9 protein-coding genes are annotated in these 17,057 nt (G+C 67.6%); 5 read left to right on the top strand and 4 right to left on the bottom strand.

The genetic code is table 11. The features are described 5' to 3' along the window. Positions 1-185: 185 nt before the first annotated feature. From POL67_RS09930 to POL67_RS09945, 4 genes are all read left to right on the top strand, one after another. Positions 186-2,501 (top strand): family 2 encapsulin nanocompartment cargo protein terpene cyclase, encoded by a 2,316-nt coding sequence (locus POL67_RS09930; protein ID WP_271916992.1) that lies wholly within the window; start codon positions 186-188, stop codon positions 2,499-2,501. A 21-nt stretch (positions 2,502-2,522) separates the two neighbouring features. Further along, a complete protein-coding gene (locus tag POL67_RS09935) occupies positions 2,523-3,929 on the top strand; it encodes a family 2B encapsulin nanocompartment shell protein (RefSeq protein WP_271916993.1) in 1,407 nt (468 codons plus the stop codon). 98 nt (positions 3,930-4,027) lie between these two features. Continuing rightward, the gene (locus POL67_RS09940) at positions 4,028-5,428 is read left to right on the top strand and encodes a family 2B encapsulin nanocompartment shell protein (RefSeq protein WP_271916994.1); all 1,401 of its coding nucleotides are present in this window, start codon (positions 4,028-4,030) and stop codon (positions 5,426-5,428) included. 14 nt (positions 5,429-5,442) lie between these two features. Then, a complete protein-coding gene (locus tag POL67_RS09945) occupies positions 5,443-7,128 on the top strand; it encodes a mechanosensitive ion channel family protein (protein WP_271916995.1) in 1,686 nt (561 codons plus the stop codon). 28 nt (positions 7,129-7,156) lie between these two features. Here POL67_RS09945 and POL67_RS09950 read toward each other — a convergent pair whose 3' ends face one another. The 4 genes from POL67_RS09950 to POL67_RS09965 form a co-directional block, all read right to left on the bottom strand. Further along, a complete protein-coding gene (locus POL67_RS09950) occupies positions 7,157-8,269 on the bottom strand; it encodes an aldo/keto reductase (protein WP_271916996.1) in 1,113 nt (370 codons plus the stop codon). An 83-nt stretch (positions 8,270-8,352) separates the two neighbouring features. Continuing rightward, the gene (locus POL67_RS09955; protein ID WP_271916997.1) at positions 8,353-8,937 is read right to left on the bottom strand and encodes a TetR/AcrR family transcriptional regulator; all 585 of its coding nucleotides are present in this window, start codon (positions 8,935-8,937) and stop codon (positions 8,353-8,355) included. Between the two features lie 53 nt (positions 8,938-8,990). Continuing rightward, positions 8,991-12,662 (bottom strand): tetratricopeptide repeat protein, encoded by a 3,672-nt coding sequence (locus tag POL67_RS09960; RefSeq protein ID WP_271916998.1) that lies wholly within the window; start codon positions 12,660-12,662, stop codon positions 8,991-8,993. Between the two features lie 71 nt (positions 12,663-12,733). Beyond that, positions 12,734-15,190 (bottom strand): GcvT family protein, encoded by a 2,457-nt coding sequence (locus POL67_RS09965; protein ID WP_271916999.1) that lies wholly within the window; start codon positions 15,188-15,190, stop codon positions 12,734-12,736. A gap of 310 nt (positions 15,191-15,500) precedes the next feature. On the opposite strand from POL67_RS09965, the gene POL67_RS09970 reads away from it, so the two are divergent. Beyond that, positions 15,501-16,889, top strand: a complete 1,389-nt coding sequence (locus POL67_RS09970; RefSeq protein ID WP_271917000.1) for a PAS domain-containing protein — start codon at positions 15,501-15,503, stop codon at positions 16,887-16,889. Positions 16,890-17,057: the final 168 nt, after the last annotated feature.

The raw sequence follows: 17,057 nt of genomic DNA on the forward strand, positions 1-17,057 counted from the left end.
TACTGATCTAGATCCGCCTGTCCGGAAGATCCTGAACGGTTTGTGTGATTCAACCCGCTTGACGCATCACCGCACGCTTGCGTGTGGATCGGTCGAGGTGCGTCCGGGCCATGCACCGACAGGGCAATCGGGTCACCGTCGCTCGCGTCAATGATTGTCGTCGACGCGGAGAGAAGTCAGCGAACATGCAACCTTTTACGCTGCCCGACTTCTACATGCCGTATCCGGCGCGCATCAATCCGCACCTCGAAGGTGCACGCGCGCACACCAAGGCCTGGTCCTACGAGATGGGCATCCTGGAGAAAAACCCCCAGGGAAAGCCTATCTGGGAGGAGAGCGACCTCGACGCGCACGACTACGCGCTGCTCTGTGCGTACACCCATCCCGATGCGCCCGCGTCCGAGCTCGACCTGATCACGGATTGGTATGTCTGGGTGTTCTTCTTCGACGACCATTTCCTCGAGATCTACAAGCGCACCAAGGACATGCGCGGCGCGAAGGCGTACCTCGATCGCCTGCCGCTCTTCATGCCCGTGGTGCCCACGGGCACGCCTCCGGAGCCGACGAACGTGGTCGAGCGCGCGCTCGCGGATCTGTGGGCGCGGACCGTCCCGCTCACCTCGGTCGACTGGCGCAAGCGTTTCCTCGAAGCGACCAAGAACCTGCTCCTCGAGTGCATGTGGGAGCTCGCCAATATCCAGGAGAACCGCGTCGCGAACCCGGTCGAGTACATCGAAATGCGCCGCAAGGTCGGCGGCGCGCCCTGGTCCGCGGGCCTCGTCGAGATCGCCGTCGGCGCCGAGGTCCCGGCCGCCGTCGCCGCGACGCGCCCCCTCGAGGTCCTGCGCGACACGTTCTCGGACGGCGTCCACCTGCGAAATGACCTCTTCTCGTACCAGCGCGAGGTCGAGGACGAAGGGGAGAACGCGAACTGCGTGCTCGTCCTCGAGCGTTTCCTCGGCGTCCCCACGCAAAAAGCGGCCGATTTGACGAACGAGATCCTGACGTCGCGGCTCCAGCAATTCGAGAACACGGCGCTCGTCGAGGTGCCGGCGCTCTGCGTGGAGTACGGGCTGACGCCGGCGCAAGCCCTCGACGTCGCCAAGTACGTCAAGGGCCTGCAGGACTGGCAATCCGGCGGCCACGAATGGCACATGCGGTCGAGCCGCTACATGAACGAAAACGCGGACAAATCCGCGTCGGTGCCCGATTTCCTCGGCGCGCCGACGGGGCTTGGCACCTCCGCGTTCCGGATCAGGCTCACGCCCGGCGCCCTGGGTTTGCAGCGGATCAAGACCCTCACGCACACCCCGTTCCGGCCCGTGGGCCGGATGCCGCTGCCGAAGATCCACATGCCGTTCAAGCTCCGCTTGAGCCCGCATCTGCCCGCGTCGCGCCGGAACACCGTCGAATGGGCCCGCAAGTTCGGGATGCTCGACGTTGTGCCGGGCGTCTTCGGCTCCGGTGTCTGGGACGAGCGCAGGCTCATCGGCTTCGATTTTCCCATCTGCGCCGCGGGCATTCACCCGGACGCGACCCCGCACGAGCTCGATCTGAGCTCGGGCTGGTTGACCTGGGGGACGTACGGCGACGATTATTTCCCCCTCGTCTTCGGCGCGACACGGGACATGGCGGGCGCGAAGCGATTCGTTGCCCGGCTCTCGCTGTTCATGCCCCTCGACTGCACGGGCGCCCCGGTGCCCGAGAACCCCATCGAGAGCAGCCTCCTGGATCTCTGGATTCGCACGGCGACCCCCATGTCGATGAACGCGCGGAAGACGCTCCGGCGCAGCATCGAGACCATGACCGAGAGCTGGCTCTGGGAGCTCCTGAACCAGGCCCAGAACCGGATCCCGGATCCGGTCGATTACGTCGAGATGCGCCGCAAGACGTTCGGCGCCGACCTCACGATGGGCCTGTCCAAGCTCACGCTCGGCGACGTGGTCCCGGCCGAGGTCTTCCGCACGCGCACGATGCGCAGCCTCGACAACACCACGGCCGACGTCGGCGGGTGGATCAACGACCTCTATTCGTACCGCAAGGAGATCGAGTTCGAGGGCGAGCTCTCGAATCTCGTGCTGGTCGTCGAGCGGTTCCTCGAATGCGACGCCCTGCACGCCAAGGAGGTCGTCAATGACCTGCTCACGGCGCGCATCGTGGAGTTCGAGCACATCGTCGCGACCGAGCTGCCCCGCATCCTCGACGAATTCAACCTCGAGAAGGAGGCCCGCGAGGCCGTGCTCGGGTATGTCGAGAAGCAGCGATTGTACATGGCCGGTGTCCTCAACTGGCACGTCGTGACGAGCCGGTATGTGGACGCGGAGCTCGAGCGCCACCCGATCGAACGGGCGATCGAGGGCGCGCGTGGGTTTGGCGCCTCTGCGGCGCGTATCAGCAGTTTCTTCGGCGCCGGAAAGGCCGGGGCCGTGGCTCCTGCTGCGAAGGCGGATCTTTCGATGGGTACGGCGCGGTCCGTGCCGGTGAAGCACGGGCGGTCGTAACCGTCCGGGAAAGAGGGACTCATGTCGATCTCAGGGAAGTCGGGTTCGATCGATCAGCAGCTCACGAGCCTCGCGACGGCGGCCGCAAGGCAGCTCGCGACGACGACGAAGTCGGCGCCGCAGATGCAGGGCATCTCGTCGCGGTGGCTGCTCAAGCTTTTGCCGTGGGTGCACGTCAACGGCGTGTACCGCGTGAACCGCCGCCTGAGCTACGCGGTGGGCGACGGTCGCGTGACGTTCACGAACACCGGCGCCAAGATCCAGGTCATCCCGCAGGAGCTCTGCGAGCTGCCGCTCCTCCGCGGGTACGAGGACATCGAGGTCCTCACGGCGCTGGCGAACCGCTTCGTGCAGCGTGAATACAAGCCCGGCGAGGTCATCACCGAGCGCGGCAAGGAGGCCGATCACATCGCCCTCATCGCGCACGGCAAGATCAACAAGATCGGCGCGGGCAAGTACGGCGACGAGACGGTCCTCGCGGTCCTCGCGGACGGCGACCATTACAGCTACCAGGCGCTCCTGGAGACGCAGGACTACTGGACGTTCACGGCCAAGGCGGTCACGGCGTGCACCGTCCTGACGCTCCAGCAGAACGTCTTCGAGGAGGTCGTCGCGCAGTACCCGTCGCTGAAGAAGCACCTCGACGAGTTCAAGGCGCTCTCCACGAAGAAGCAGGACAACACGGGCGAGGCGGCGATCGAGATCTCGGCGGGTCACTCCGGCGAGCCCGTCCTCCCCGGCACGTTCGTCGATTACGAGACCTCGCCCCGCGAGTACGAGCTCAGCGTGGCGCAGACCGTGCTCCAGATCCACACGCGCGTCGCGGATCTGTTCAACGAGCCGATGAACCAGACCGAGCAGCAGCTCCGTCTGACCATCGAGGCCCTGAAGGAGCGCCAGGAGCACGAGCTCGTCAACAACCACGAGTTCGGCCTCCTGCACAACGCCGACCTCAAGCAGCGCATCCACACCCGGAGCGGCCCGCCCACGCCGGACGACATGGACGAGCTTCTCGCCACGGTCTGGCGCGAGCCGACGTTCTTCCTCGCGCACCCGCGCGCCATTGCGGCGTTCGGCCAGGAGTGCAGCCGCCTCGGCATCTATCCGCAGAGCGTCGAGGTGAACGGCAATCACGTCCCGGCGTGGCGTGGCGTGCCGATCTTCCCCTGCAACAAGATCCCGGTCTCCGAGACGCGGACGACCTCGATCCTGCTCATGCGCGCCGGCGAGAAGAACCAGGGCGTCATCGGCCTGCACCACGCCGGCATTCCGGACGAGGTCGAGCCGAGCCTCAACGTGCGCTTCATGGGGATCAACGAGAAGGCCATCATCTCGTACCTCGTCAGCCTCTATTACTCGGCGGCCGTGCTGGTCCCCGACGCGCTCGGCGTTCTGGAGAGCGTCGAGATCGGTCGCGCCCACGAATGAGCCGCGAGCGGTAGGCGCTCCGCGGATGCCCCGTGAAAATGCGGGGGAACCGCGGAGCGCTCCCTGCTCTCCGAAGCGCGTAGAAGGAAAGGTACGTCATGGCAAACGCCGAAAAACCTGGGAACGGGAACGAGGTCGAGCGTTCGAGCCTCGGGACGCTCGGAGCGCGGAAGCTCGCGACGACGACCAAGTCGCATCCGCAGATGCAGGGCATCACGCCCCGCTGGCTCTTGCGGATGTTGCCCTGGGTCGAGGTCACGGGCGGCACGTATCGTGTGAACCGCCGCCTGAGTTATGCCGTCGGCGACGGGCGGCTGAGCTTCGGCAACATCGGGGCGAAGGTGCAGGTGATTCCGCAGGAGCTCTGCGATTTGCCTCTCCTGCAAGGCTTTTCGGACGACGCCGTGCTCGACGCCCTGGCGAGCCGGTTCATCCAGCGGGAGTACAAGGCCGGCGCGCTGATCGCCGAGCGCGGAAAGCCCGCGGAGACCGTCTTCTTGCTCGCGCACGGAAAGGCCCAGAAGCTCGGCGTGGGCAAGTACGGCGACGACACGATCCTCGACGTGCTCGGGGACGGCGACCATTTCGGAGATCAGTCCGTCGTCGAGTCGAACGATGTCTGGACGTATTCGGTCAAGGCCGTCACGCCGTGCATCGTGCTCGAGCTCCCGCAGCGCGTGTTCGAGGAGATGATCACACGCTCCCCGGCGCTCCACGCGCATGTCGAAGCGCTCAAGGAGCGACTCAAGAAGCCGCAGGACAAACTCGGGCAGGCGGCGATCGCGATCACGGCCGGTCACAGCGGCGAGCCCACGCTGCCGGGGACGTTCGTCGATTACGAGACCGCCCCGCGTGAATACGAGCTCAACGTCGCGCAGACGGTCCTCCGGCTGCACTCGCGCGTCTCGGATCTCTTCAACGATCCGATGGATCAGCTCGAGGAGCAGCTCCGCCTGACCGTCAACGCCCTGCGCGAGCGGCAGGAATACGAGCTCATCAACAACCGTGATTTCGGCCTCCTGCACAACGCCGACCTCAAGCAGCGCCTCCATACGCGCAGCGGGCCCCCGACGCCCGACGACATGGACGAGATCCTCTGCCGGCGCCGCAAATCGCAATTTTTCCTGGCGCACCCGCGCACGATCGCCGCCTTCCACCGGGAGTGCAACCGCCGCGGGGTCCTCGCGACCAGCGTCGAGATCTCCGGCAGCAAGGTCGCGGCGTGGCGCGGCGTCCCGATCTTGCCTTGTGACAAGATCCCCATCCACGAGGACGACACGAGCTCCATCCTGGTCATGCGCACCGGGCAGGAGCATCAGGGCGTCATCGGCCTCCACCGCACGGGCCTGCCCGAGGAAATCGAGCCCGGCGTCTCGGCCCGCAAGATGGGCACCGACGAGAAGGCCATTGCTTCGTACCTCGTGAGCACGTATTTCTCTGCCGCGGTTCTCGTCCCTGACGCCCTCGGCATCCTGGAGAACGTCCAGATCGGGCGATAGCCGCGGCGGCCCCGATGACCCTGCACCTCGACCTGCTGCTTCACAACCTCGTCGCCCTGTGCATCGCGATCGTGATGCTCATGCTCCTCTCGGAGCTCGTGGTCAGGGTGATTCATCGGGCCTACGCCTTCGTCTTGCGCTCGCCGACGCTCGAGAACGTCACGGCCGACGAGCGCAAGACGTTCCGGAGCCGCGTGCGTCGTCGCGCGCTCGTATGGGTCGCGCTCGTCGGGGCCGCACTCATGGCGGGCGCGGCCTTCGCCACGTATCGCGGGATCCGCGCCCTCGACGTGGCGAAGAGCGCGTTCGTCGGGCTTGTCGGGGACGATCCCGCGCTCGCCAAGATGCGGCTCCTCACCGCGCTCGGTATCGCCGTGGGCGCGCTCCTCGTCGACGCCCTCGCCCGAGGGCTCGCCGACGGGCTGGGGCAGGCGGTCGCGCGCTCGAAGTGGCTCGACAAACGGCGCGAGCCGGTCGCCGAGGTCACGATACGCCTGCGCAAAGCGCTGCGCCTGGTCATCCTCGGCGCTGCCGCGGTCCTCATCTCCGAGAAGAGCGGGCTCGCGCCGGGGACACAGCGCACCGTCCTTCTCGCCACCTACACGCTGGGCGCGTTTTACGTCAGCCGCCTCGCGACGGGGATCGGATACCTCCTCCTCGACGTCATCTTCGACAACTCGACGCGGCTCGCCCGCCTCGAGAGTCCGCTCAGGTACCTTGGGAACCTGTCGCACCTGCTCGGGATCACAAAGCGGGTCGTCGATTATTGCGTCTACCTGACGGCGGCGACGTGGGTCGCGGACGCGCTCACCCCCGATACGTGGCTTTCCCAGGCGGGTCGGGTCGGAATCCGGATCATCGCGATCTTTTATGCGAGCCGGGTCCTCGTCGAGCTCGCCGTGCTGCTCATCAACGACCTCTTCCTCGGGAAGGTGGCCGAGGAGAACCCCCAGACGCTCCAGCAACGAAAGACCCTGGTCCCTGTGGCCCTGGGCTTCGTGCGGTATGCGATCTATTTCTCCGCCCTCGTGATGGGCCTGCGCGAGGCCTCGATCGATCCCACGCCGCTGCTCGCCGGCGCCGGCGTCATCGGCGTCGCCATTGGCTTTGGCGCGCAGACGTTCGTGGGTGACATCGTGGCCGGCTTCTTCATCCTCTTCGAGAACCTGCTTCTCGTTGGGGATCTCGTGGAGATCGGCGGCATCCAGGGGCGCGTGGAGGAGATCGGCGTTCGGATCACGAAGATCCGCGACGAGCTCGGCGTGCTTCATTCGATTCCGAACGGCGAGGTGCGCAAGGTCGCGAACCATTCACGCTCGTACGTGAACGCGGTGGTCGACGTGCACGTGCCTTATGAAGAGGATGTGCCGCGGGTGCGTGCGCTCCTCACGACCATCGCCGAAAAGGAGGTCGAGGCGCGGACGGGCGCACCTCCGAACGTGGAGGTCGGCGTGGAGGAGCTGAACGAGGGCTCGATCGTCCTGCGTATCAGCGCGCGCGTGCCGCCCGGCGAGAACAAGGAAATGAACGACGCGTTGCGCAACCGTGTCGTGGAGGCGCTTTGCAAAGCGCAGGTCGGCGCACCGCGCCCGCGTAAGGCCGTTCTTATCGACTCGAACCTCCGCGTGGGTCCCCCGCCCAAGCGAGAGATCGAGGAATCCGCGCCCGTCGCGCCTTTCTCTCCGGCGCAGGACGACTGACCCCGCCAGCCGCGGCCTTCACCGGCGTTCAGCCCGCGATAGCGGGATTTCCCGTCCACACCGGCGGCGTATACCCGACCGGTTTGTCGCCCACGGCGGTCCCGCCGTGCAGTTGCCTCTGGTAGGCATCCCCGAACATTTTGTAGGGGAACGGCCGCGGATGCGCGCTCGCTCGATCGAGCTCCTTGCGCAGCTCGGCCGGAATCTCGAAATCGAGCGCGGCGAGGTTGTCCTCGAGCTGTGCGAGCTTCGTCGCGCCCAGGATCACCGAGCCGATGCCCGGCTGCGTCGCCGTCCAGTTCAGCGCCACCTGCGCCATGCTGCGGCCGAGCTCCTTCGCCGCCTTTTCCACGGCCGCCACGACGCCCCAGTTGTGCTCCGTGAACAGCCCGAGCTGGCTGCCGGCATCGTTCGTCGTGAGCCGCCCCTCGCCCTCGCCGCGCCCCTGGCTTGGCCGGTATTTGCCGGAGAGCAGGCCCCCGCCGAGCGGGCTCCACGCGGTGATGCCCATTCCGAGCGTCTGCGCGAGTGGCACGAATTCGTGCTCGATGTGGCGCTCCACGAGCGAATACTGGAGCTGCAGGTTGATGAACGGCGTGAGCGCGTGCGCCTCGGCGAACGTCTGCGCGCGCGCGGCATACCATGCGGGCACGTCGGACAGCCCGGCATAACGGATCTTCCCGGCGCGCACGAGGTCGTCGAACGTGCGCACCACCTCCTCGGCGGGCGTGAGGCGGTCCCACGTGTGCAGGAGGTACAGATCGATGTAATCGGTCCCGAGCCGCCGGAGCGACGCCTCCACCGCGCGGATCATGTTCTTGCGGCCGTTTCCTCCGGCATTCGGGTTGCCCGGGTCGAGGCCGTACGTGTACTTGGTGGTCAAAACGACCCGATCCCGCGCGCCGCGCTCGGCGATGAACTTGCCGAGCAGGGTCTCGCTCGTCCCGCGCGTGTAGAGATCCGCGGTGTCGAGGAAGTTGCCGCCTGCGTCGAGATATCGGTCGAAGACGGCGCGGGCGGTTTCTTCCGTCGAACCCCACGCGCCCCAGGCTCCATCGGTGCCGAACGTCATGGTCCCGAGGGCCAGGCGGCTGACACGAAGCCCCGAGCGGCCCAGCAGATAGTAGCGATCGAGAGACATCAGCGGACTCCTTGGTTGACTGAACTGTCCAGAATGAAGCAAACGAACACGCGAGAGCACGCCTTCGCGCGCCCGCGCAGGGACTACCGAGCTTTCAGGGAGGTGAGCGCGACGGCGGCGATGTCGCGGAGGGTCTCGGGGGTGGAGCCGGCTTTCGCCATGACCCGCAGGCCTTGCACCGTGGCGAGCAGGAAACGCCCGGCTTTCCGTTCGTCGACGCAGGGAGGGATCTCGCCCTTGCGCTTGCCTTCACGCACGATCCGTTCGAACGCGGTCTCGCAGAGGATCGTGCCGGACCTCGCCAGCGACGCGACCTCCGGATCCTTCTGCGCGAGCTCCACGATGGAGCTCACGTACATGCATCCCCGCGCGCGTTCGGCGGGCGTCTCGGCGGCGACGGCCATCAAGACTTGCTCGATCGCCAGGAGCGATGATTCCCCGGCCTGCAGGCGCTCGATGAGCTGCGCGCCGCTCTCCGCCTGATACCGCTGCAGCGCTTCGAGGTAGAGCCGGTGTTTGTCGCCGAAGGTGTCGTACATGCTCTGTCGCCCGATGCCCATCGCGCGCAGGAGATCGTCCGTCGAGGTCGCCTCGTACCCCTTCTCCCAGAAGACGGCCATGGCCCGCTTCACCACCTCGTCGCGGTCGAACTCCTTCGGGCGGGCCATGCGCGTCCTCAAACCTGTAGCCGTTCTGGACTGGTCTGTCAAGCATCGGGCCGCTAGGGCGTCTTCCCCCGCGAGCGCATCAAACCGACCTCGAATGGCCCCTCCGGCTGCCCGGGATACATGCGCACATCGATCTCCGCCCTCTGGCGCACCACGTCCCTATCGAACACCTTCTCGGCTTCTTGTTCGAGCTCCGCGTCGCCTGCGAGGCGCGCGAGCATCCAGTCCGCGAGCCTCGGCCGCCCGTCGAGCTTGCCTCGTCGCAGCGTCGCCGCCTCGGCGAGCTCGGGCTGTTTGCGCAGCGCCGCGAGCACCTCCGCGGCGTCCGGTCCGAGGCTCGCGCGGTAGGCGACCAGCAGGGTCGAGAACTGCCGGCGCTCGGTCTCCCACGCCTTCGCGAGGGCAGGGGAGACGGCCCGCGCCTTGCCAATCGCCACGGCGGTGAGGCCGTCGCTGAACGATCGCGGCGGGATGCCCTCGGGCCAGAGCTCGTGCGCGCGCCGGTAGGCCTTCGCCATCTCGTCGAGGTTCTCCGCGGAGCTGTCGACCATCGTCCGCAACCAAAAGAGATCCCCGAGCGTGAACCACGCCGCCGCCGCCGTGGGCGCCTTTCGGGCTTTTTCCAGCTCCGGGATGCGGCTACGCCAGACCTCGGCCTCGCGCTTCGTGGCCTTGTCGAGTTCTGCGTCTTGCTCCCCCGCGAGCCACGCCGCCCGCGCCGCCGCCGCGTTTTGCGCATCGAACGGCGGGAGCGCCTGAAGCCGCGCCGAGAGCTCCCCGAGGCCCTTGCCGTCCGCGCGCAGGCTGAGCCAATCGAGCTCGCGACGATACGCCGATGCCTTCTGCGGCGCGAGGATCTGCTCCGTTCGCGAGACCGAAAGCGCGCGGTGCTGGTTCGGGTCCTTCTCCAGCGCCGCGAGGATCTCCGCGCGGAGCGGCCCTTCGAGCATCGCCCACGCGAGCTTCCACGCGTCGCTCGGATCGAGCCGCAAGGCCCGCGTGTCCACCCATCGATCGAGCACGGTCACGATCGCCAGGTGAGCGAGCGCGTCTGCCAGGTGACCGAGCACGAGCGCGCTGTCGCCGTTGAGCCGCACCGCGGTCTCGAAGCCCTTCACGGCCGCGCGCAGGTGGGCGACGTCGCCCGTCGCCTGGTAACGCCCTGTGTGCGCGATGGCCGCGTTGTTCGCCGCCGACGCGTCCCGCGCCGCGTCCTTCTCGTGGAAGGCCGCTTCCTCGGCGAACGCCCGATCGGCCTCCGCGAGTTTGCCCTGCGAAACCGCCCGCGTGCCCTTCACCTGCAGGAGCTGCGCCTTGACGAAGGGCGAGTTCGGATCGGCGAGGCCAAGCCACTTCTCGCGGTCTTCGAAGCTCGTCGACAGGTTCGCGCGGAGCGAGGCCGCCAGGTAGCGTTTGTCCGGAGCCACGCTGGTGTCGTTGTACACGGCCTCCACCACCTGCCGCGCTTTGGGCTCCAGGCCGAGCTCGCGATAGGCGCTCGCGACGCGAATGGACAGGGTCGCGTCCTTTTTCTGGAGGAGCCCTTCGAGCTCCGCGTCGCCGTCCGCGGCCCGCCCGAGCCGGTGATACACCTGCCCGAGGCCGAGGTGATACAGCGGATCCCCCGCCGCCTCGCCGCGCAGCGCGAGGAACGCGCGCTCCGCCTGTTCGAGCAGCGCCCGCTGCGTGTCACCCGTCGTCGTCGAAGCTCGCCGGAGCTTGATCATGCCGAGCGAGATGGTCGCGGGGATCACCGCCTCGTGCCGCAGGAACTCGTCCTGCAGCGACGCGAGCGTGGGGTCCTTGCGGTATTGCTCGGCGACATAGGCCTGGATGAGCTCTTTCCCCTGCGCCTCCGTCGCGCTCTGGAGCTTCGAGCGGAGGTCGCTCGGGACGTTTCCGGAGCGCAGCTCGGCCGTGATGCGGCTCTCGACCTTCAAGCTCGCCGCGCGGAACGCGCGTTGCGCTTCCTGGAAGTCGGAGAGGCGCTCGTTCACGAGGGCCGTGAGGATCCCGTCGGCCTTGTCGAGGTCCCCCGCCTCGGCGTGCGTATCGGCGAGCGCCTGCTGCGCCAGCGCCGTGAGTCGGCCGGGCGGACCGAGCCTGCCGAGCAGCTTCAATGCAGCCTTCGTATCGCCGCGGCTCCGCTGCCCCGCGGCCATCCCCACCGCGAGCTCCTGATGGTCCCGTCGCTGCGTGAGCGCCACCACGAGCGCCACTTCGTCGTTTGCTTCGAGGATCGCCCGATCCTCCGCGAGCTGCTTCCGCGCTTCTTCGAGGCGCTTCTTCACGTCGGCTGCGGCGTCCGCCTGGCCTTGCTTCGCGGCCTGCTCCGCCCACGTCGTGGCTTCGGTCTCGGCCTCGATCCATAGCGACGGCGCGGGCCCGAAGCCATCGAGGATCTTCTTCGCCGCCTCGATCGATGCCGCATCCCCGAGCGCCACGTAATGGCGCAGGGCGCCGATCGGACGGCTCCCCGCCATTCCGTCGGCGAGGTTTTTCCGGAGACGCGCGCGCCGCTCCACGATCGCCGTCGCCTCCGCGCGACCCTCGGCCACGCGCGCGGCCATGTCGAGCACGGTGAGCACCGCGGCCGCCTTCTCCGGCGTATCCTCGCCGATTTGATCGGCGAACGCCGAGAGCCGCTCCGCGAGCAAGACCGCGGCCTTGCCGTCCCTCGCGTCGGCCGGCAGCTCGTTGAAGGCGTTCATCACCCGGCCGATCGCTTCGAGCGACGCCACCGTCGCAGGCTCGTGCACGCCTTCCGCGGTCACGAGGCGCACGATCGATGCGGCGACCTCGTCCACGTCGACCTCGTCGGGATAGGTCCCGAGCACGAGCCGATACTGCGAGAGCGCGCCCTCGGCATCCCCCTTCGCCTCGGCCTCGCGCGCCTCCGCGAGCGCGACGGACGCCTTGCGCGCGGGCGAGTCGAGGTAATTCGAAAGGGCCACCGAGGCCGCCACGCCGAGCGTGCCGAGCAGGGCGACGCCGCGCCAAACCTTCGCGATCGGCCCGAGTGGCTCTTTCGCGAGGAACTGGTAGCTCATCGTGCTCACCTGCCGGACGCGGTAGGCCGCGACGGGCACGATCGGGATGAACACCACGCAAAAGCAGTAGGTCGCGACGTACGACCCGTCGGGCCAGCGGTCGCGCTCGCCGTAAAGCCGGAAGCCGATGCCGTTCAGCGTGAAGAGCGTGGGCGCGCGTTCGAGTGGGCGCGGCGAACGCTCGACCTCGCGGAGGGCGTCACGCAGCGCGCGGCTCTTCACGTGCCGGCGGCCCTGCGCGACGGCGCGATCGGCCCGCTTGAAATGGCCGGCCCGCTGGAGCCACCGCGCATGCGTGAGCCGAGCGAAGACCGGAAGCTCCTCCGCGGCCGCTTCGAGCTCGGCCCGCGCCTCGGGCGCCTGCGCGAGCGGGGTGGCCTTGCCGAGCAGGCGCCGCGCCCCGTCCAGATCGCCGCTCGCGGCTTTCAGGCCCGCGACCTCGCCGAGCAGGGCGGCCACGCGGCCTTTGATGCGCGGGGCGAGCTCGTCGTCGGCGGCGAAGAGCGCGTCGTCGAGCTGCGAGAGCACGTCCCGCTCCACCGCATCACGGACGAACACGACACGCGGGCGCGCTTGCGCCCAATCTTCACGTTCGGGATCCGGCTCCAGGAGCGGCTCGGCGAGGAGCTCGTCGACCGTGCTGACGCCCTCTGCGAGTTGTTCGATCGCGGCCATGGCGCCTAGGAAAGACAAACGGCGCCCCGCCGTCAACGGGGATGCTTGGCCCGCTCACACGTTTCGGGCGCTCACGCCTTCACGCGCTTCGCCTCTGGATCGTAGAGCGGCTTGAGCGAGGCGACGGCCGGGTACAACTTGCCGGCGATCTCGACCTCCCACGTGGCCTGTTCGAGGTACTTCGTGTCGACGGGCGCGCCGGCCTCCACCATGACGAGGCCGACGGCGCCCCCGACAGAGTGCCCGTACGAAGCCGCGCGCACGTAGCCGATGGGCTTGCCATTCCGACGCACGACCTCCGCGTGGAACATCAAGGGCTCGGGATCCTTCACGAGCACCTGCACGATCCGGCGCGTGAGCGGCCCTGCGGCCTTTTTCGCGAGCACCGCTTCCCGCCCGAGGAAGTCCGCCTTCTTCAGATCGACCGCGAAGCCGAGCCCCGCCTCCAGCACCGAATCGGTGTTGTCGATGTCGTGGCCGTAATCGCGATAGCCCTTTTCCATACGGAGGCTCGCCAGCGCCTTGAGCCCGGCGTGCTTCAGATCCACGCGTTTGCCCGCTTCAACGAGACGATCGTAGACGTGCGTGGCCTGCTCCGTGGGGATGTAGAGCTCGTAGCCGAGCTCGCCCAGGTACGTGATACGCACGCAGAGCGCGCGGGCGAACCCGATGTCGATCTCCCGCGCGGCGCGGAACGGGAACGCCTCGTTCGACATGTCCTCCGAGGTCACCATTTGCATGAGCTCGCGCGAGCGCGGCCCCTGGATGTTGATCTGCGCATACCCCGAGGTCACGTCCGTCACGAATGCGTGCATGTCCGGCTTCGTGTGCCGGCGCATCCAGGCGAGCGCGTGCCGGTGCGCCGTGTCCGAGGCGACGACCCAGTATCGCTCGTCGTCGAGCTTCGTGACCGTGAGGTCCGCCTCGATCGTGCCGCCGGCGTTCAGCCATTGCGTGTACGTGATGACGCCCGGCGCGCCGTCGACGCTGTTCGCGGAGATGTAATCGAGCAGCTTCCCCGCGTCCCGGCCCTGCACCAGGAATTTCGCCATGAACGACATGTCCATGAGGATCACGCCCTCGCGGCAGGCGCGGTGCTCGGCTTCCCACGACGGGAACCAGTTCTGCCGGCCCCACGAAAGACGCTCCACCTTGGGGAGGGTGCCGGGCGGCGCATACCAGTCCGCGCCTTCCCACCCGCTCACGTCCTTGAAATAGGCGCCCTGGGCCGCGAGCCGCTCGTGAATGGCCGAGGTCTTCGCGCCGCGCGCCGTCTGCATCGAGCGCGTCGGGTAATGGCATTGGTAGACCATCCCGAGCGACTCCACCGTGCGCGTGCGGCGGTATTCGGGGTTCGCCTGGTACGTGTGCAGCCGGTCGATGTTCATCCCCGTGACGTCCACGTCCGGGCGACCATTGATGATCCAGTGCGCGAGCACGCGCCCGAGCCCGCCGCCCGTCAGGATGCCGATCGAGTTCAGGCCCGCGGCGACGAAGTAATTCTTGATCTCCGGCGCCTCGCCGACCACGGGAGCGAGGTCGGGCGTGAAGCTCTCGGGGCCGCAGAAGAACTTGCGGACGCCCACCTCCAGCGTGACGGGCACGCGCCGCATCGCCTTTTCGACATAAGGGCCCATGCGATCCCAGTCCGGGGTGATCTCGCCGAAGGAAAAATCATCCGGTACGCCCTCGATCTTCCACGGCGCGCAGAGGGGCTCGAAGAGGCCCACCATCATGCCGCCGACCTCCTCGCGGTAATACCCGTACGAGCCCGGGTCTTCGAGCACGGGCATCGATTTCGGCAGGTCGGGGATCTTGGCGGTGATGAGGTAATAATGCTCGGCCGATTGCAGCGGGATGTTGACCCCCGATTTCGCGCCGAGCTGCCGCGCCCACATGCCCGCGCAGTTCACCACGTACTCGGCCTCGATGTCGCCGAACGGCGTCTGCACGCCGGCGACGGCGCCGCGTTTCGTGATCACGCCCGTGCAGGGCACGTTCTCGAGGATCGTCGCGCCTTGCATCTTGGCGCCCTTCGCGAGCGCCATCGTGATGTCGACCGGGTTCGCCTGGCCGTCCTCCTTCACGTAGAAGCCGGCGAGGATGTCGTCGGTCCGCGCGAGCGGGAAGAGCTCCTTCACCTGCGAAGGCGAAATCTCGTGCACGTCCACGCCGCAGTGGCGGTTGAACGCCGAGACGCGACGGTACTCTTCGAGCCGGTCCGGATCCGCCGCGACCTCGATGAACCCGACCGGCTTGAACCCGGTGCCGAGGCCCGTCTCCGCTTCGAGGCGGGTGTAGAGATCACGCGTGTACTTGCGCATCTCCGTCGACGTCTCCGACGTCGAGCCGAAGGTCACGATGAGCCCGGCGGCGTGCCAGGTCGTGCCGGAGGTGAGGCGGTCCCGTTCGAGCAGGACCACGTCCTTCCAGCCCATGTGAGCCAGGTGGTAAGCGACGGAGCAGCCAATGACGCCGCCACCGACGACGACGACACGCGCGCGCTTCGGCAGATCCGGTACGGACATGGCGTGCTCATGCCTGAAACCGCCGTCCGCGTCCAAGCCCATCGATACCGAACGTGACGATTCTCACCCGGAGGTAGCATCGGGAGTGTGATGTAACCAACGTCGCTGTGCCGAAGTCGGCGGACGGGTCTCGCGGGCGACGAGCCGGCGGGGGGACCGGTCCGTGACCTCGGCGCGGCCCGGAATCGCGGGACGCACCGTTCCGACGATTCTGTGCTCGGCGCGCCAATCCGTTGACGGCTGCGTGTCGTGTTCGTAGGGTGATTCAATTGGCGCTCGGATCCACCTGATCACGAGGGGGGAGGACAGCGTGTATCTTCCGATGGAAAACGAGTGCGCGGCGCTCCGCGCGCGGGTCGCCGAGCTCGAGGCGAGCCTCGCCGTTCGACCACCTGGGGTGACGAATGGCCACCGTCGTGAAGCTGCCCCCTCCGACCCCGATGCCGAGGCGCGCCTTCTGCGCGCAGCGCTCTATAACCTGGCCGACGCCATCGTGATTTGCAACCGCGACGGCCGGACCGTCCACTTCAACGCCGCGGCGACGCTGATTTTCGGCGAGCGGTCGAGTGACGTCCCCTCCGAGGAGCTGTCCACGCGATACGGCCTCTTTCTCCCGGATGGCGTGACCCACGTCCCCATGAACGATCTTCCGTCCCATCGTGCGCTGCGGGGGGAGAACGTCGACCGCATCGAGCTTTTCGTGCGGCGAGAGAGCCTGCCGGCCGGCATGTACGTCGAATGCTCCGCGCGTCCCATTCGCGACGCGGATGGTGTCATTTGCGGCGCCGTCGTCGTGTGCCGCGACCTGGGCGAGCGCAGGCGTTACGAGGCCGAGCGCGAGCGACGGCTCCGCGCCGAGGAGCAGCGGCTCGCCGCCGAGAAGGAGCGGCTCCGCATGGCGCGGATCCTCAAGAGCCTGCTCGAGCACCTCGACATCGTGGTATGGGCGACCGACGAAACAGGCGTCTTCACGTTTCACGACGGCCGCGGCGCCGAAGCGGCGGGGATCGCGCGGGGCGCTCTCGTCGGCAAGAACGCCCGCGACGTATACCCCGACGACTTGCTCATCCACCGCGCCCTCGCGGGCGTCCCCGGGCACGACCGCAACGGCGTGCATGGCGTCGCCTGGGAGCATTGGGCCATTCCGGTGACCGACGACGGCAGGCCTGCGGGCGTCATCGGCATGAGTCTGAACATCACCGAGGCGCACCAGGCCAAGCTCGAGCTCGAGGCGAAGCTCGCTCTCATTCAACGACAGCAAGAGGTCATCTTCAACCTGGAGACCCCGATCATCCAGGTATGGGACCGCGTCCTCACGCTGCCGATGGTGGGTGTCGTCGACAGCCGGCGCGCCGCGCGGGTCACGGACAACGTCCTCGCCGAGGTCTCGCGCACGCAGGCGCGTTTCGCCATCCTCGATCTGACGGGCGTCGACGTCGTCGATACGGCCACGGCGGGCCACATGCTGAATATCATCTCCGCCGTTCGTCTCCTCGGCGCGGAAGGGATCATCACGGGGATTCGCCCGAACGTCGCGCAGACCATGATCTCCCTCGGGCTCGACCTTTCGCGCGTGCGCACGCTCGCGACCTTGCGCGACGGCCTCTCGTTCGCAATTCGAGAGCTCGCCGGATCCTCCGGCGCCGCGTACGGAACCGGATCGCTTCCTCGGCCGACCCGCAGCCCCAAGGCCCTCTGAATCGCGCCTCCCTCGAATTCCTCCCGTCGTCGCAGGTATCGTTGAATCAGGCTTCTCCCGACTTGCGGGTCGCGCATGAATGTCGGGGTAGGCACATCTTCGACGCGTCAGTCCGTTGACGCAGCGACGTAATTCGCAGATAACGTGAACGACAATCTGTTCCACGAC

The organism is Polyangium mundeleinium, assembly GCF_028369105.1.
GTDB lineage: Bacteria > Myxococcota_A > Polyangia > Polyangiales > Polyangiaceae > Polyangium > Polyangium mundeleinium.